The sequence below is a fragment of the Niallia circulans genome (assembly GCF_007273535.1).
Lineage (GTDB): Bacteria > Bacillota > Bacilli > Bacillales > Cytobacillaceae > Niallia > Niallia circulans_B.
The window spans coordinates 1,414,344-1,432,231 of record NZ_RIBP01000001.1; the positions used below are offsets into that span (position 1 = coordinate 1,414,344).

Consider the following 17,888-nt stretch of genomic DNA (forward strand, 5'->3'; position numbering starts at 1 on the left):
GCCAATCTCTATAGACATGTTATATGTTCTGTAGCCCAGCCTGTAATAATGAATTAAATCAGTAATAAAATGACATCTCCCAGCATAAAAATATTTTTGTTCTATGTACGATATTTGTTTAGCTAGCCATTTTTCAATATATACGAAAACATGTGTTGTTCTGGGTAACTATAAAGGGGTTTTCATCATATAAGTAGGATGTTTTTCCATTAGTTATTAAGAAATGGAGGTAGTAATAATGATCAAATTTTATTCCCATCAAGGCATTGTCAGAAGTATAGGTGATTATCATACCGGAGAAAATGATGGCTGTTATAAAATCTTTGCTATCGAGGACAGTTCAGGCGGGATTGTCAATTTTATCGTAAGCCCCTCCACCTTTTTTGTCGACCATATGATTGTGCAGCCTGGCGATCGTATAACTGGATTTTATGATGGTAATGCCCCTGTTCCACTTATTTATCCCCCCCAGTACCAAGCACTGGCAATTGCGAAGGAGGTTCCTTATCAAAATGTTAAAGCAGACTATTTTAATAGTAATTTAGTAAGCAGTGATGGAAGTCTGAAGCTGAATTTATCACCAAGCACCCCAGTACTTTTAAAGAATGGTCAACCCTTTTCCAAGCTGCCGATAAACCGAAATCTTATCGTTCTTTATGGTCCAACTACAAAAAGTATTCCAGCACAAACTACCCCTTATAAAATTATTGTTTGGTGCTAATCACTATAATTCCAATTTAATTGTTTGATAGTCATACTTATAACCTTCTTTATAGGAATATCATTTGCGTTTTTTAAGCGCTTACATTATTATTTTAATGTAGTGTAAAGTTAACATTTTTGTTCTTATTTTTAGCTTTTATTCTCATAGCTAGAAAGACTCTTTGTTTATTTTCAGCAAAATGGATAGTTTTGAAGGGAGCTGATTTACGAACTGGTTTGATAAGCAGCTTTTTTATTTTAAGCCTTATTGCTGGAACAATCACACTCTATTGATTACTTCTGCTATTGCCTGTTTCATATGTTTGGCTTATAACACTTAATACTTAATGGGAGTGGATTTGATGTCAATACCGAGCGGAGCTAGCATGAATATTATTATTCGCATACAGTTGGAGACTAGTATTATTTCTTTAGGGGAAATCGTAAATGTAATCGGAGATGAAGCTGGAGATATTATCGGGCTTGACGTCATATCATCAAGCAAAACCAGTACTGTTCGAGATATAACCGTCCGGGTTCACAATAACAATCACGGCCAACAGGTAGTGAGTGCCATTTCCAATTTAGCCGGAGTTAATATTGTCAATGTATCTGACAGTACTTTTCTTCTTCACTTAGGCGGCAAGATTGAAATGAAGCCAAAGGTTCGGATTAAAAACCGTGATGACCTGTCAAGGGTTTATACACCTGGAGTCGCTGCCATCAGTGAAGCGATACATGCCGATCCAAGCAAGGTTTATTCTCTCACCATGAAAAGCAATACGGTGGCGATTGTCACAGATGGAACAGCAGTGCTTGGACTTGGTGATATCGGTCCAGAAGCGGCCATGCCCGTTATGGAAGGGAAAGCGATGCTGTTTAAGCAGTTGGCAAATGTCGATGCATTTCCGATTTGCCTTGATACAAAAGACACAGAGGAAATCATTCGCATTGTCAAATCGATTTCCCCTACATTTGGAGGAATAAATCTTGAAGACATTGCCTCTCCCCGCTGCTTTGAAATAGAACAACGACTGAAGCAAGAATTGAATATCCCTGTATTCCATGATGACCAGCACGGAACGGCTGTTGCCATTTATGCCGGTTTGCTTAATGCTTTGAAAATCGTCCAAAAAAACGTCAAAGATATTAAAGTAGTCATTAATGGAATTGGAGCAGCAGGAATTGCCTGCACCAAAATCCTTTTAGCTGCAGGTGTCCAAAATGTCATCGGTGTTGATCGCAATGGTGCCATTTATCGCGGCGGAGAATACAGCAACCCCCATTGGCAGGCATATGCAGAAATGACAAATCCAGCAAACCTCCAAGGCAGCCTTTCAGACGTAATAGGTGAAGCCGATGTATTTATCGGTGTTTCTGCCCCGGGTACTTTGAAGGTGGAGGATGTTCAGAAAATGGCGGCAGACGCCATTGTATTTGCCATGGCAAATCCAGTTCCTGAAATTGATCCTGATTTGGCATCCCCTCATGTACGAGTAATGGCAACAGGACGCTCCGATTTTCCTAACCAAATCAATAATGTGCTCTGCTTTCCAGGCATTTTCCGCGGTGCATTAGATTGCCGGGCAAGTGAAATAAATGAAGCCATGAAATTAGCTGCTGCAGAAGCAATTGCTTCGACCGTCTCTGACGAGGAATTAAGCGAATCCTATATTATCCCGTCTGTATTCAACAATAAAGTAGTAGATAAAATTCGCGATGCAGTCGTCAAGGCAGCTGTTGAAACAGGTGTGGCAAAGAAAATACCGAACTCAAATAAATAAACTGTAATAATTTCAGGCTGTCAGGACCTACTTGACAGCCTTTTATATTTAAATATTAATCTAGTATAAATACTCTCCCATTTGGTTATCCTGCTTTTATAAGGGAGAGTTGAGACGATGAAAAAAACAATATTAATGGTTATATGCTTTTTACTATTAGTTACTATAACAACAAAAGAAACAAAGGCTTTTTATCAGGATAATGAATTAAGTCAAATAACAAAAATCGCTGTTCAAAACAATATACAAGTAAACACTTGGTCTATGTATATCAAAGAGCCAATTAAACAATTTACTAAAATGAGCGACCTTGATAAAGCTGTAGCAGTTTATATGAAAACGGAAAAGGAGTATACATGGTCCAAAAAACAAGCAGAGAAGGATTATTTTAAAATTGAGGGACAAAAGAAGTCATCGAAATTAGGATTGAAAGAAGAAAAGGCTTTAATTACTATTTACTCTCAAAATGGCAAATACAATTTAAGCATTACATATGATATAAAAGGTAAGTGGAATGAACGTAAATGGCCCGCAATTTATAACTTATATAAGCAAAAAATAGAGGATTATTCCGTCTTTTACACTATTCAAGGAACTGCCAATATAAATCAATCCTTATATTCAGAAGCATCCAAAGTTTTGGCTAGCTTTTCAGGAGAAGAAGTTCAAAGCCTCAAGGAGGAAAACTTTGTATCCTTGTCTGCCTATACGAAAAGATGGGAAAATAAACTATCTATTGGTGACAATGAATATATGAATCTACATATTGCATACAGAGCGACTAGTGACTCAACAGATCAAGTAGATGTTACGATTGGAACGCCTATCATTACTTCAGAATATTAGGATAAGTTAACGAGATGTCTAATTTAGACATCTCGTTTCAGCATTTATCAATGATGATGATGGGCATGCACAGGCTTTGTCTTCGCCTGACAAAGGATGGTATTCTCATGATTATGAGTTCCTGTTTCCAATTGAATAGTCATATGTGTTATGCCAATATGTTCGAGTTCATGCTCTAGATGTCGCAGGATTTTTTCACTTTCGGCAACTGTTAAGTCATTGGCCACGACGGCATGACAGGAAAGGGCATTTAGTTCACTCGTAATGGACCAAATATGCAAATCATGAATTCCTTGTATTTCATCTGTCTTTTCTAATACTGCAATGACTTCCTTCACATCTATGTTCTGTGGTGTTCCTTCCATCAGTATATGCAGGGCATCCTTCATAACGAAATAACCGCTTCTCAATATAAGGATAGCCACAATAACGCTGGCAAGGGGATCTGCCCAACCCCATCCGAATACCATAATTAAAATGGCTGCGATAATTGCTCCGACAGACCCGAGCATGTCACTTATCACATGGAGGAAGGCTCCTCTCATATTCAAGTTATGCTCTGTATCGCCGCCGCGCAGCATAATCCAAGCAACAATCACGTTAACCAATAAGCCAATAATACTGATTATCAGCATCCCTGTTGTGGCAACCTCTGGAGGGTTAGCAAAACGGCCAATTGCCTCATAAATGATATATAGCGAAATGACTATTAATGTTACCCCATTAATCATAGCTGCGATAATTTCAAAGCGCTTAAACCCATACGTATTGTTAAAGCTTGCTGCCTTCTCACCTAACTGGAAGGCAAGGAGCGCAATCACTAAAGAGATGGAGTCGCTTAACATATGGCCTGCATCTGATAAAAGGGCAAGACTGTTTGTAATAAAGCCTCCAACAGCCTCAATAAGCATATAACTCGTAATAATGATAAAAGAGAGCAGCAGTACCTTCTTATTTGAACTATGTCCATGGCTATGACTATGATTATGTCCCATGTAAATCCCCTCCTGATTACATTATGCCGCTTATTTCTAATAACATAAGCGAACAAGCCTAATTGAAAATCTTTTATTTGTTTATATGAGCATCTATTCATATATAGGATACAGCTAAAAAAACTGTAAGTCAAAGTAATTTCATATTACTTTTCCCTAATTCTTTTTATTTAAACTTGATGCCAATAATTCATTAAGTGACTCTGTTACTGTTGCTGAAACAGTATGTCAAAGATAAAATAATGACGACTAATGATAACAACACACTTTTTCTCATGTTAATTTCTCCTTCCTCTTTATACTTCATGAGACGATCAACCCCTAATAAATGTTTCATTTGGAAAAAAAGAAAGAAGCGCATATATCATCGCACCTCTTTCCTTCATGTTAAACTGTTTTAATTTCTATAAATTTACGTTTACCAACTTGTAGAATTAAACCGTTCCTTATTGCAACCTGTAGTTTTGTATCAGTAGCTTTAACTCCGTTTATTTTGACCCCTTTGTTTTCAATCATCCTGCGAGCCTCACTTTTAGAGCTTAATAATTTCAATTTAACGAGCAAATCAATTAAGGATATTTCGGTATCTCCTTCCCATTGAACTGCTGGAATTTCTTCTGGCATTGCTCCCTGCTGGAAAACAGAGATAAAATGCTGTTCTGCTTTCTCTGCTGCCTCCTCTCCGTGGTACATTCTAACAATTGTCTTGGCAAGGAGCATTTTTGCATCTCTCGGATGAAGTGTGCCTGCTTCTAATCGGTCTTTCAAGTCTTTAATTTCAGCTGGTTTCAAATCTGTTATTAGTTCAAAGTATTTTCCCATTAATTCATCTGGAATAGACATTGCTTTACCGTACATTTCCTGTGGGCTTTCATCAATGCCAATGTAGTTTTTCTTTGATTTGGACATTTTTCCAACACCATCAAGACCCTCTAGTAATGGCATTAGTAAGGCTATTTGTTTTTCACTTCCGTACTTTTCTTGAAAATGTCTCCCCATTAAAATGTTGAAGTGCTGGTCTGTTCCACCAAGTTCAATATCACATTTTAAAATAACTGAATCATAGCCCTGCATTAAAGGGTAGAAAAATTCGTGTAAGGAAATAGGTTTATTAAATGCCATTCTTTCTTCAAAATCATCTCTTTCTAACAATCTTGCTACAGTGATTTTTCCTGCGAGTTGAATAACATCCTCAAAGTTTAGCTTAGAGAGCCAGGTCGAGTTGTAATGAAGCTCGACCTTCTCCATATCAATAACTTTGGCGAACTGTTCAAAGTAGGTTTTGGCATTATGCTTGACCTCTTCATCTGTTAGCTGCTTTCTAGCAATCGATTTGCCTGTCGGATCACCAATTTTCCCTGTAAAATCTCCGATAATTAATTGAATCGTATGACCATTTTCTTGGAATTGTCTCATTTTATTAAGTACCACTGTATGACCCAAATGGACATCTGGTGCTGATGGATCGAGACCCAGCTTAATTTTCAGCGGCTTATCTTCCAAAATAGATTTTGCTACTTTCCTTTCAAGCTCTTCTGTCGGAATAATCTCTTGCACTCCTTGACTGTAAAGGGTCATTTGTCGCTTTACTTCTATTTGTTGTTCCTTTGTCAATTGTTCGATTAACTTCTCCATCTCAAATTCCTCCTAAATGAAAATATAAAAAAACCACATCCCCAAAAAAGGGACGTGGTTTCTTGCACGCGGTACCACCCTTATTAAAGGACATAATTGTCCTTTCACTCAATCGATTAACGGCTCGCCCGGTCTTTGCTTTCACAGAGACAGCTCCAGGAATGTAATTCGTGTTATCTTTGTGTCGATTTGCACCAACCATCGACTCTCTGTCAACAGGGAGATAACTACTACTGGGTTTCCTTTCATTGCATTTCTCTATTAAAAATTATTTTCACGGATTACTTTTCTAAGCAATGCTGACATGTATTTTTGTTCATCCACTGACATACCAGCAACAAGATCTACTTCACCAATATGAAAGCGTGGATACAACTCCCCCATCACTTGCTTGCCTTTATCTGTTATGGCGACATAAGTAATTCTTCTATCCCTCATGTCAGTTTTCCTGTAGCACAGCTCTTTTTTCTCAAGTGTTTTTGTAATATTGCTTATTGTTGCTTTCGAAACACCGTTTGATTCAGCTAATTTCTTTGTTTCGATCGACTCCCATACCCACAAATCATAAAGCATAGAAAATGCGGTCCACGATAGGCCATATCCTGATAACACTTCTTGTTCCATTTTATTTCTCAACCCTTGGGCAACTCGGTAAATGTTAGTAACTACTGCTATCGCATCAAGGTTTAAAGACTCAATCGGAATATTAGTGATTCGATTGATTGTGTCCACTTCTTCAGGAAGCAATTCCCCTTTTTCATCAAATGAATAAATATCGAACCACCTCTTTGAATTTTCATAATCATTAGCTTTGAAACGATATTATCAGATTCAGTCAATGAATGCAATATTTTTTGTTTAAGCTATTTGTATTTGTGATAAAAGATAGAAATCAAGAAATCAATCCCTAGGCAAAATGGATGATTCGTAATGCGAAAAGTTTTATAATAAGATATGTGTTAATTTTAAAAAAATTTTTTATTTTCTGGAGGGATTTTGGGATGAGTTTTTCAGGAAAAGTTGTTCTAATAACAGGAGCTGCCGGGGGTATCGGTATCGCTGCTGCTAAAAAGTTTGCTAACGAAGGTGCAAAACTTGCGTTAGTTGACTTAAAAAAAGAAAATTTAACAAAGGTAGCAGCAGAAATCACTAGTGATCATATTCTTTTGCTAGAAGGAAATGTTGCAGTTGAAGAAGATGTGCAAAGCTTTGTTGAAGCAACAAAAGAACATTATGGCCGCATTGATGTTTTCATTAATAACGCTGGAATTAACGGCAAATTTGCTAATTTAGTGGATCAAACAGCAGAAAACTTTGATGCAGTTATCAATGTTAATTTAAAAGGTGTTTTCTACGGTCTCAAGTATGTACTTAAGGTAATGAATGAACAGAAAAGCGGTGCGATTGTTAATACTGCTTCAAATGGCGGACTTCTTGGAGCTCCAGGAATGGGTCTTTATGTTGCATCCAAACACGGCGTTATTGGTCTAACAAAAACAGCAGCACTTGAAGGCGCTCCATATAATGTTCGTGTTAATGCAGTAGCTCCATCTGGTGTTGATACGCAAATGATGCGATCTATTGAGACAAATGCTATGCCTGGCGATGAAGATAATGCAAAAGAGCAGTTTGAAGCTTCTGTACCAATGAAACGTTATGCTACAGCCGAAGAAATTGCTAACTTGATGGCCTTTTTAGCATCAGAGGATGCATCCTTCATTTCCGGATCTTACTACCGTATAGACGGTGGACAAGGTGCTACATCAGCTTAAATTTAAGGGGATGCCATTATGGCATCCCCTTTCGTTTCCTTGTAGGCTGGCCTTTGATAGCCAATTTATCCTTTACATATATTTTTGAAGACGTTCCACTCCTTCTGTCGCATCCTTCATAATTTTATCCAGCAATTCTCTAACTGATGGCACATCATTAATTAACCCAATTACCTGTCCAGCCCATGCAAATCCATTTATTTGATCTCCGTCATATATATATTTTAAATTGGATTTACCGCTTATCTTATCCTTTAAATCCTCGTATTTAGCTCCTTGCCTTTCATTTTCAATGATATCTAACGTATAAGCTGATTTTAAGACCCTTCCTGGAGTACCAAATGTACGTTTTATCACAACCGTGTCCATTTCTGTACCTTCTACAAGTGCAGCCTTATAAGATTGAATAGCGTCGACACATTCAGATGTCGCTATAAATCGTGTTCCCATTTCAATTCCTTGTGCACCAAGCGCTAATGCGGCCAGAAAACCTCTTCCATCGCCAATTCCACCGCTCGCAATAACAGGGATTGAGACCGACTCTGCAACTCGGGGAATCAGAACCATTGTGCCAATATCATCCTTGCCAATATGTCCTCCGCCTTCCTGCCCAACTGCAATGACAGCAGATGCTCCTAGCAGCTCTGCTTTAAGTGCTTGTCTGACAGTTGAAACGAGCACAAGTGATAAAATACCTTCCCCTTTAATTCGCTCTAAAATAGGCTGTGGATTACCTCCTGTGATGGAAATGACTTTCACTTTTTCAGCTATTGCCGTTTCCAAAAGCTCCATATACACACCATTATAGGAACCAATCGCAAAATTGACTCCAAAAGGCTTATCTGTCAGCTCCCGTACTTTTTGAATCTCAACCCTCAGTCTTTCTGGTGTGTTCAATGTCATTGCGGTAATCTGACCAAGACCCCCTGCATTTGAAACTGCAGCCGCAAGCTCCGCATTACCTAAATAAGCTAAGCCACCTTGAATGATTGGGCGCTCAATTTTCAGTAAATCCGTTATTCTCGTTTTCATACTTACCATTCCCTATGCTAAAATTTACGTTCATTTTAGCATAATACTAATTAAGCCCGCTTCTATTTGCACTTTATGATGCTTTAAAGATTCAAGACTGGGAAGATTAATATAAAGCAATTTCAGGCAGATTAATGTATTAAACAGTTCTGTTGAACTATAATTATTCTTATAATCCAATTACATGTTTCTTTAGGTGAAGGAGCGATTATGATGAAGCTAACAATAACAGATAAAGCAGCTGAAAAACTGCGTTCATATGATCAGCCAGAGGATGCTGCATTTAAACTAACAAGTGTTTTCAGTGGCGGCTGCAGCTACACGTATAATTATGACCTTGCTATCGATCATAAAAAAGAAGAAGATACAAAATTCGAGGACAATGGAATTGTTTTATATCTTGATAAGATGACAATCAGTCACATTAACGAGGATTTAAAATTAGACTACAATGAAGGCCAAGGCTTCCGCTTGGTTGGTGCGAGCCAAATTTATACCTTTAGACTCGATGTGAAAAATAAAGTGAAAGCTTAAAAACAGTGGGAGCCTAAGTTCCCACTGTTTTTTTCTATGGGCACCATCTTCCACACCTACCTATTCTTCAAGCCCCATATGATAGATGATGGCTTCTTGCAGCCATTTTTCCTCCTCCTTTGTAAACGGAGAATGCGTCAGCTCCTCAAGCTCATCGATATTTATGTTTTCCAGATCGACACCAGCCAAATTTTCTAGTAGGTCCTCCCCGAGAAATGCAAATGACGCTTCTAAATAGGAAGTGATCATTCTCTGTACTTCTGGATTCTCTACCGGTCTACCGTAGAGTAGCTTCAATTCATTCGCCAATTGAATATAAGTTTTATCAAGATCCTGTATTTGTTTTTCTGATTTTTGATAAAGTTTTTCCCCTATATCTGCTAATTCATTTTTTTCCAGCCGCTCTTTTTAAAGAGGTTCTGTTTTAATAGCTTGGATTAAGGTAAATAATACGCTGCTGTCAATTTCAGTCTCTATCTCCAGTAAGGAGACCACTCTTTTAATGGCATGGATAGACTGCTCCACTTTTTCCTTCTCTTCCTCCAGCGCTTGTAAATGAAGCTGCAAAGTATCATTTAAACTAACAGTAAAACTTGCTTCCCTTAATAAACTGGCGATACTCTCTAGGCTATAACCTGAAAATTTCAAGCTTGTAATCTTTTGAATGGTAACTATATCTTGATTTTTATATATACGGTGTTCAAATATAGGATGTTTTTCTGGCCTCAACAAGCCAATTTCATCATAATAATGTAAAGTGCGAATAGATATGCCGGATTTAGCCGAAAATTCTCCGATAGCAAAGCTTTCTTTCCCTTTCATTTACACATATCCCATAAATAGTATGTTTCTATTATAAATCCTGACGTTACTGGAGGTTCAAGTGGTAAATAAGGTACTTTTTTGTGTTATATTTCTACCCTTGAGCCTATTCATCATTTTTGTGTATAATAAAATGGGTTAGACTATGGTATTGCCTGTGTTACTTTGCAGGAAATATATATCTCTATAACTATTTCATTTTTTATAACATTTACACAACAAGGATCTGGCACATTTCTTTAAATTAAATTGAGGCGAGCAAACATTGCGGTTTATAATAGAGCTATGGGAGCAACAAAGGAGTTGGTATTATTGGCCTTACCAAAAAACTATCTAGTAGACGCAACACTTGAACGTTTGGGAACATCCTTTCTGGATTTATATAACAGCAAAATAGGCGATGATGTTAGAGAATTTTTAGCTGTCATCTTTTTTGAAGAACTAATTGAGCCAGAAACCGGCAGGCAAAGGAACTTAAAAGAGCTGCGCTCTCTCTATTATCGAGATAAGTTTAAACGAACGAAGAAAAACTGGCATTCTGCTCTAATTAAAAGCATAAACAAAACAAGCAAAAATCCGAAGGAATTGATGGCTGAAGTAAAATTCATCCGTGAAGGAATTGAGAAAGGATTTATTGACTTAGCAAATAATTACCATGTTACAGATATCAAGGACTTAATTGCTGATCGCTTAAGCGAAGTCGATAAATGGGTCAATGATGATACAAAGCTCTTGTCAGATTATAAATATATTAAAGACAAAACCAAAAACCAAATTAAAAACACTTTAAAAATCGACTCCATCATAACCGTAACAAGCCTTGTAATTGAAGAGTTTGGCGGTGATTTTAACCGAATTGTTAAAGAAGTAAATGATCTTTTCAGCGAGCTTCCCCTGCCAGGAAAAACAGGCAGAACCAAATTCATGGATTTTCACGAGGATCTCGCTGTTGAAAATAGTGTAACAGCTGAAATTTATGAAGATGGTAATTTGTCTATCCGAACACTTCTTGGCAAAACATTGATTGAAGAAAAAAATTCAATCGCTTTGACTCCAATGGATTATGAGATATTTAACTTTATTCTTTCCAGAAGAGATTATGAATTTGTAGAAAAACAAAAAATTTATGTCGATATTGGCGACATTGTTAAAAACATGTATTCCTCCAGAGGTGTTAAGGAATATAAGCGAATAAGAGAACGCCTCGAAAAGCTTAAGCATCTTAGCTTTGACATTAAGGCTGATGATGGCAAAAAGTATATATTTGACCTTTTTGACCATATAACTTATTTAGATGAAGCAGAAACAAAAGCAGAAATTAAAATAAATGAATTCATGCATCAGCGGTATATCGATAACCAAGTGACGAAAATATATAGTGATAAAATTCAGAATTTCCAGCTTGAACTATCTGAGAATATTGTATTCATTCTGCAAAAAGAGCGATTTGCGAAAAACTCCCTTCTTGATGACTCCATTGATCGAAAGAAAGGTATCGCCTACCCTCTCGCCTTTTTTACTAGGCGTCTACGATTACCTACAAGAAAAAAGGATGCTTTAACGAAAGTGGAAAACTCACTTCATGAATTGGTGGAAAACCATGTAACAATAAAAAGCTTCCGGCGAGTGAATGATGTGTTCCATATTGAGTTCCTTCCTATCACGGAGCATGAAGCGGAGGATTTAATTGATGCTAAGCATCAAAAGGTGTTATTCCTAGAAACATAAAAACAAGAGCATTCCCATTGCCTTAACACTTGGGGTGCTCTTTATCTTCTCTTAAAGTTAGATATAAAAAAATTTACACCATTTCTTCGTGCTTTTTTCCTCATTTGTACCACAAATTTTTTTCACCATTTTGTCGTGCTTTTTTTAAAACTCTTTTTGTACAAAAAACCGGTGATTTTTTTTCACCATTCTGTCGTGCTTTTTTCACGAAAGGAAATTAATAATAAAACCGTTCTTTTTTTTCACCATTTTATCGTGCTTTTTTAAAACACATGATTTTTTTCACCATTTCTTCGTGCTTTTTTGTACTTCAGTAAAAATAAACTGTTATTAAAGCTCTTTTTTGTGTTTTCTGCGGTTTAATGCTACCTAAATCAAGAAAACAAGTTTCTACGTGATATACGGACGTCTCCTAATATATGCTCTAAACGAAATACTTTTTTATTAAACCGCAAATTTTTTTCACCATTTCTTCGTGCTTTTCCTGAAACTCAATAAATTTTCACCATTTCTTCGTGTTTTTCTCCATAAATGCACCTAAATAATAAAAATAGTGTTTTTTTTTCACTATTTTATCGTGCTTTTTTTTCACTATTAGCCTTTTTATGTGAATGTACGTAATCACTGGGTTTATCCACTTCAATTCTCAACTTTTTTTCACCATTTCTTCGTGTTTTTTTATTTTTTTCCCTATTCTATCGTGCTTTTTTTTCCCGCTTGTCAAAAGTGTAAAATTTTCACCGTTTTTTCGTGCTTAAGTATAAAAATACTAATTTTATTTTCGACAATATTCGACAAACATAGTACCGTTCTTCGCTTTTTTTCACCATTTTATCGTGCTATTTCACTTTATTGATTTTTACTTAGAGTGAATGTACTATCTTTTCACCATTTCTTCGTGCAAAAATATTTTTTTGTTACAAAAAAGACATTAAAAACCGCGCTATTATAGTCTTCTTCAAAAATTTTCACCATTTCTTCGTGCTTCATTATTTGTTGTAATATAGCCTTCTACATCATTTTTTCACCATTTCTTCGTGCCATTTACACCTCTTTTTTTTGGTGTATATAATAAATGATATATAAATATAGATATTAATTTAAAGACTTCTACATACATAATTGCGACAACGTTTTTATACTCTTAAGATGACCCAAAATAAAGGGAAAGGAGGTTAAAATAAAGTGATTTACGAGGAAACGTATCAGTATTTATTACATAATGTATCATCTAAAGAATTTGATGTATGTCTATATTCCCTTCTGCATACTGATTGGGACGGCATTATCCAGGCACCAGCTTCTGTCATTGCAGCAAAAGCTGGTACAAAAAAGAAATACTTACGGCAGATCATACATAAATTCACATCATTTAAACGTGGAAACATCTATATTCCTGTTGAAACAGCAGAAGGAACTAAATATAAATTTAAGCGTGGACTTACACGAAATTTAGGCTTTAACAATAAGACAGATCGATATTGCAAAAAGTATTCCTTCTTTTATGAAGATTCCTTTCAAAGGCTATCAATAAATTCTAAAAGATTATTGTTAATGGCTGCATATCGTATGTCTGTACAAAAAGCGGAATCTGTTATGTTTGATTATCACGATATCGTGCCTTCAAAATATACATATGGACATCCCTATTTTACAAAAGGCCGCCTTTATGAGGCCATTAGTGAACTCAATAACTCTGAACTTTCAAAAATAGTGAAGGTTCATTTAGTGAGCAATATTTACACTAGAAAACTAGCTGTCTCCTTTGAATTTAAACAAGGAACCTTGGATGAATTCGCAAGCAATTATACAGAAAGGCAGCTTCTGCGCAAAAAAATGTTCGAATCAGGCTTCCATGGATATCTTAATGACAGTTTTTGCATGGAAATCGAAAGCGTCGGCAAGTATTTATACAACTCTCTCTTTAGCAATGAAAAAATAATGGCTAAACAGGGGGTTATTAGTGATGCAAAGGATGAAATACTATCACTAGCCAGATTTATTTATGATGCGGCAATTGAACAACTGGCAGCTGTACTCCCTTCTAATATACATTTTTTGACTGAGCCTAAACAGGCTTCAGCTTATTTCAGCACGATTATTTATAATGTATTATTAGATGAAATGGGCAAATATGGTCATCAAGCAGAAAGCATCAAATCTCTGTTGGATAACCATTACCTGCATAAGACGATTGTAGAGAAAGAAACTGGCATCGATATTATGCATATTGGCATTGAAGATCATGTTAAACCGATCAAACAACGTTTTGAGAAAGCACAGCATATTTATCTAGTCCTGAAAAATTGGTCTGAAAACTGGGTTATTTCTCGTACTAAGTCGATAATTGAAGACTCAGAGACACTATTAACCTCAAATAACGAAGATAAAAAACAGGCAATCCAACAAAAACGCGGCTGGAGTGATATAGAATCTGCGAAAAACCAATTACAACTATTAAAGGAGCAGTCTTACGAGCAAATTAACAGGCTAATAAATCAATGTTTAACATATGGTAACAGAGCCATAGACATGAGTGACCGCATCCAGTCTTTAACAACTGCCAAGGACTCAATAGCTTCGTTTTTTGCCATACACACCGAAAAAATTTTCAAAACTCCATAATGACACGGGTTAACACTGGCTATTAGGCGAGTGGATCTTGTGCTACAATGAAAAGTCCCCTTTTTTTCTTTTGCTTGTTAAGACGTACTTTTTCCCCCTTCTTTCATTTTTCAACCATAGCGAAATAACCATATGCTGGAAAAGCATATTTTTTTTGATTTTTTTTAAGGCTGTGAATTGTAGTTTTATGGATGTTAATAAATTTTTTCACTATGTTATTTGTAATCTCATAAATGTTATTTGTTTTAAATTAGATGTTATTTATATTTCATTGTTTGTGAAAAAAAAAATTTTACTGTTAGCGTCTATTAATTGCCTGTTTATTTTATGCTTGTACATGTGATATGCCGCTTCGAGCTTTTTTTTATTTTAGGAAACTGGATAACATGAGGGTTTTTAGAGGATTTTTATTAAATGTTCTAAATAAATGTTCTAAATAAAGTTCTAAATAAAGTTCTAAATATTAATCTAAATAAAGTTCTAAAATAAGGAAATAAAGCTTACATCCTATTTTATGTAAAAAGTTATACAAAATATCTATTTTAGATGAGTTTTGATACTTCGGTTAATTACTTAATAGTGGGCACATACAAGCAGTTAAAATATGTCTCTATGTAGCATATTCGTCTACCAATTTATATATTCCTTTTTTTAATAAATATGTAATAGCACAAAATACGATTAGCTTATCTAAAAAACGAAAAATCCATGCTTGTCCTATTATATTAATCTATTACTCTTTTTCACCTGAGCATAGAATAAAAATAAATAATGATTAGGAGGAAATAATAATGAGTAACGTATGGTTTCCAGGTGGAAGAAGTGGCGATAACAATCAAAAAAACAACTCAAAATCTCGTTCAGGTGACAGCGATAGCCAATCAAAATCTAATGTAGATTTTGATTCTGATAATGACTTAAGAAATGACACTAATGTCGACAACCAAAATGATTTAAAAAATGTCGATAAGAACACTAACATTGCAAAGGTTAAAGATTCTGGAAATGCTAAAATCGAGTTAAAAATCGACGTGGATTCTGATTCAAATGCTCGTGTACGCTCTCGTTCTAGAGCTAATGCTGATACAGAACAAGATCAGGATAATAATCAAGAAAATGACCAAAACCAAGAATAAAAAACGATGGCGAGCAGGATTAACTGTTTCGCCATTTTAATGTAAGGTGAGTTGTTCATGTCTCCCAAAAGAAGATTTATAGATGATAAAAATAATATCTATCATTTCCGTAATAACGGTATTGATGAAATCGATACGAACAACGCAGAAATAGGTCAGAGCGGTAATTCCGATGTGGATGTATATGTTAATGTAGAAATAGATACAAAACCAATAGCTCATGCTATGCTGTGTACTTTATTAGCCACTAAAAAAATCAGCAAAAAAGAGTTTGAGGAAGCATTAATTAACTTAGAAGATATTACAAAAAAACATAACAGCATTCCTGGCTTACGACTTTTTGGTCCATTAAGTAAAAAATGACAGTAATTAATCAGGTTAAGAGCTGCATTTTATGTAACTTCTTGATAGCAATCTATAATTTAGCTGTATATTCATGCCCATACTCTTGCTTATAACTGTCTCACACCTCCTCTAACTCCCCAAATATGCTCTATTTGATAGCCTTAATCCATTTAGTTTGTCATAGTTCAATAGCATTTCCTATAATGTGAGGGGTAATACAGCGACATTCTTTATTTATATTTACACTTACCAATATCTAATAAAAACCTCATGATATATTTCTAAGGGTGATTATAAGTCACTAATGGGTACTATATGCCTTCTAAGTAGCTTTTAAGGAAAAGATACTAATAATATTCGTTCCTGCCGTTTCAAGAGGATATGGTGTATCCTATGGAGAAGCAGCCAATAATAAAGGATAATAGCAGCCTGCCTTAAGAGCACTATTATCCTTTTTCACTGGTACATTATTGTGACAGCCTTTGTATAATATTATCCAACACATTGGACAAGTTACCATTTTTATATTGAAGAATGAAATCACTGTACAGCATTCTGAGCACATCCTTTACTTCAAAGCTATATTCTAAATCCAGCTCCGCAATATCACTTAGCATGACCTCTAATCTCAAAGCCTGTTTTCTATTTATAAGACATTTAATCATCTTCTTTTTTGGCGAATTTGCTGGGATAAATATAGCGTCCTCTTCCTCGTGATAAGAAGTGATTTTTATAGCCTTTTGACTTCTCGTTGTCAGCTCGTGGTAAAGATCAACGGGATTACTTCTCTTTTTAGCCTGATATAAAAAATCATCTAAAAGCAATGTCACTAAATCTATATGTGTAAACAGTTCGTTAGCCGCTTCTGTCACATCATCACAAAATAGCTCGCCACGTAAATACTCAGAAACAGGAACGTAAAAAGTATATGAAAGTAATGTAGGTGTTGTTAATTTCCTTGTGGCCTTCATAAACCATTTATCAAAGAAATTATATGGGCTATATGAGAGCTCCTTAATTTCATCCTCGTAAATAGGAAATCTGCTTTTTTTCACCGGTTCTTTTTCACCTCTTCCTCCAGCATAAAGGCAAGAATCCGATATGCTGCTTCTTTTAAACTACAATCCCATTTAACTTTCATTTCAAATAGTAATTCATGATATACCCTCTCCAACTTTGCTGGATAAGGCTGCCCCTTAGGATCATATGTGCGAATTGGAAAATCCTGATATTCCTCTAATCCCTTCTTCACTAATAAAGAACAATAAGGTGTGGGATCAAGCCCTCTTTTTTTTGCCAAGACTTTAAGCAATCTTCTTTCTTGTGGAGTGAAAGGAATTTTCACATCCTTCTTTTTATCAACTCGTTCTTTACGTCCCTCTGTTTTCGTAATTGATTTTTTCCGAACAATTTCCTTTTTCGTTTCTATTTTCGGTTTATCCATCTTGGTCGTAAATATCGGATTTATAGGTTTCATCTTCTCCCTCTCTGCCTCCCTTTTGTCTTTTTTCCTTCTTTATCTCAGTGTCAAATTGTCAAAAAGTTATATTGCTAGATTATGAAGGAGGCTATGAAATTAGAACGTTTAAACTTCAATCATTTGGACAAACTATATAACAACGAATATTGAATAAGTTAGAGGAGGAAAATATATGACTTCTGGAAAAGGCAAAAATACAGGGATTGAAAATGAGAAACTAAAAAAATTAGCAGAGTTAGCAAAAAAGTCAAAAACAATAAAAAAAGGCATCGTAAAATAACATAAGCTTTATGATTAACATTATCTTTACGATGTGAGGACTATTATAAATATGCGTCAGCTTTACGTCATAATAAGCATGTACGAACCAAGTGGAAATAGAAATAAAATAACTAATAGCAGGATCGGAATAAAATAGTAACCTTGTACATAACATTAAATGAAGTCTATAA

The 17,888-nt window shown here is 35.6% G+C and carries 15 protein-coding genes, 1 pseudogene and 1 other annotated feature; of the genes and pseudogenes, 9 read left to right on the forward strand and 7 right to left on the reverse strand.

Annotated features, from left to right (window positions below; all coding sequences use genetic code 11):
- Positions 1-238: 238 nt before the first annotated feature.
- From CEQ21_RS07830 to CEQ21_RS07840, 3 genes are all read left to right on the forward strand, one after another.
- Positions 239-721 carry a hypothetical protein gene (locus tag CEQ21_RS07830; RefSeq protein ID WP_185764000.1) on the forward strand — a complete coding sequence of 161 codons (483 nt, stop codon included), beginning with the start codon at positions 239-241 and terminating at the stop codon, positions 719-721.
- A 343-nt stretch (positions 722-1,064) separates the two neighbouring features.
- Positions 1,065-2,486, forward strand: coding sequence for an NAD-dependent malic enzyme (locus CEQ21_RS07835; RefSeq protein ID WP_185764001.1), 1,422 nt, complete (start codon positions 1,065-1,067; stop codon positions 2,484-2,486).
- Between the two features lie 117 nt (positions 2,487-2,603).
- Positions 2,604-3,332 carry a YwmB family TATA-box binding protein gene (locus CEQ21_RS07840; RefSeq protein WP_185764002.1) on the forward strand — a complete coding sequence of 243 codons (729 nt, stop codon included), beginning with the start codon at positions 2,604-2,606 and terminating at the stop codon, positions 3,330-3,332.
- A gap of 47 nt (positions 3,333-3,379) precedes the next feature.
- Here the strand turns inward: CEQ21_RS07840 and CEQ21_RS07845 are convergent, their stop codons facing one another.
- The 3 genes from CEQ21_RS07845 to CEQ21_RS07855 form a co-directional block, all read right to left on the reverse strand.
- Positions 3,380-4,327 (reverse strand): cation diffusion facilitator family transporter, encoded by a 948-nt coding sequence (locus CEQ21_RS07845; RefSeq protein ID WP_185764003.1) that lies wholly within the window; start codon positions 4,325-4,327, stop codon positions 3,380-3,382.
- Positions 4,328-4,714: 387 nt separating this feature from the next.
- On the reverse strand, positions 4,715-5,962 hold the full coding sequence (gene tyrS / locus CEQ21_RS07850; RefSeq protein ID WP_185764004.1) for a tyrosine--tRNA ligase: 1,248 nt from the start codon (positions 5,960-5,962) through the stop codon (positions 4,715-4,717).
- A gap of 45 nt (positions 5,963-6,007) precedes the next feature.
- Positions 6,008-6,220, reverse strand: a binding site (T-box leader).
- Positions 6,221-6,223: 3 nt separating this feature from the next.
- On the reverse strand, positions 6,224-6,709 hold the full coding sequence (locus tag CEQ21_RS07855) for a MarR family transcriptional regulator (protein WP_328593463.1): 486 nt from the start codon (positions 6,707-6,709) through the stop codon (positions 6,224-6,226).
- A 254-nt stretch (positions 6,710-6,963) separates the two neighbouring features.
- Here CEQ21_RS07855 and CEQ21_RS07860 point away from each other — a divergent pair, with 254 nt between their 5' ends.
- The gene (locus CEQ21_RS07860) at positions 6,964-7,734 is read left to right on the forward strand and encodes an SDR family NAD(P)-dependent oxidoreductase (protein ID WP_185764005.1); all 771 of its coding nucleotides are present in this window, start codon (positions 6,964-6,966) and stop codon (positions 7,732-7,734) included.
- A gap of 72 nt (positions 7,735-7,806) precedes the next feature.
- Here CEQ21_RS07860 and CEQ21_RS07865 read toward each other — a convergent pair whose 3' ends face one another.
- The gene (locus tag CEQ21_RS07865; RefSeq protein ID WP_185764006.1) at positions 7,807-8,766 is read right to left on the reverse strand and encodes an NAD(P)H-dependent flavin oxidoreductase; all 960 of its coding nucleotides are present in this window, start codon (positions 8,764-8,766) and stop codon (positions 7,807-7,809) included.
- Between the two features lie 210 nt (positions 8,767-8,976).
- On the opposite strand from CEQ21_RS07865, the gene CEQ21_RS07870 reads away from it, so the two are divergent.
- Positions 8,977-9,300: an iron-sulfur cluster biosynthesis family protein gene (locus CEQ21_RS07870; protein WP_144457741.1), complete on the forward strand. Its 324-nt coding sequence runs from the start codon at positions 8,977-8,979 to the stop codon at positions 9,298-9,300.
- 60 nt (positions 9,301-9,360) lie between these two features.
- Here CEQ21_RS07870 and CEQ21_RS07875 read toward each other — a convergent pair.
- A pseudogene (locus CEQ21_RS07875) lies at positions 9,361-10,122 on the reverse strand (MerR family transcriptional regulator).
- Positions 10,123-10,434: 312 nt separating this feature from the next.
- Here CEQ21_RS07875 and CEQ21_RS07880 point away from each other — a divergent pair.
- From CEQ21_RS07880 to CEQ21_RS07895, 4 genes are all read left to right on the forward strand, one after another.
- On the forward strand, positions 10,435-11,850 hold the full coding sequence (locus CEQ21_RS07880; RefSeq protein WP_185764007.1) for a hypothetical protein: 1,416 nt from the start codon (positions 10,435-10,437) through the stop codon (positions 11,848-11,850).
- Positions 11,851-13,035: 1,185 nt separating this feature from the next.
- Positions 13,036-14,475, forward strand: coding sequence for a hypothetical protein (locus tag CEQ21_RS07885; protein ID WP_185764008.1), 1,440 nt, complete (start codon positions 13,036-13,038; stop codon positions 14,473-14,475).
- A gap of 791 nt (positions 14,476-15,266) precedes the next feature.
- Positions 15,267-15,611, forward strand: a complete 345-nt coding sequence (locus CEQ21_RS07890; protein ID WP_185764009.1) for a hypothetical protein — start codon at positions 15,267-15,269, stop codon at positions 15,609-15,611.
- A 57-nt stretch (positions 15,612-15,668) separates the two neighbouring features.
- Positions 15,669-15,974: a hypothetical protein gene (locus CEQ21_RS07895; protein ID WP_185764010.1), complete on the forward strand. Its 306-nt coding sequence runs from the start codon at positions 15,669-15,671 to the stop codon at positions 15,972-15,974.
- A 449-nt stretch (positions 15,975-16,423) separates the two neighbouring features.
- Here CEQ21_RS07895 and CEQ21_RS07900 read toward each other — a convergent pair whose 3' ends face one another.
- Entirely contained in the window at positions 16,424-17,011 is a 588-nt protein-coding gene (locus CEQ21_RS07900) for a hypothetical protein (RefSeq protein ID WP_185764011.1), read from the reverse strand.
- A complete protein-coding gene (locus CEQ21_RS07905; protein WP_235907201.1) occupies positions 17,008-17,433 on the reverse strand; it encodes a hypothetical protein in 426 nt (141 codons plus the stop codon). The genes CEQ21_RS07900 and CEQ21_RS07905 overlap by 4 nt, the downstream gene beginning before the upstream one ends.
- Between the last annotated feature and the right edge of the window lie 455 nt (positions 17,434-17,888).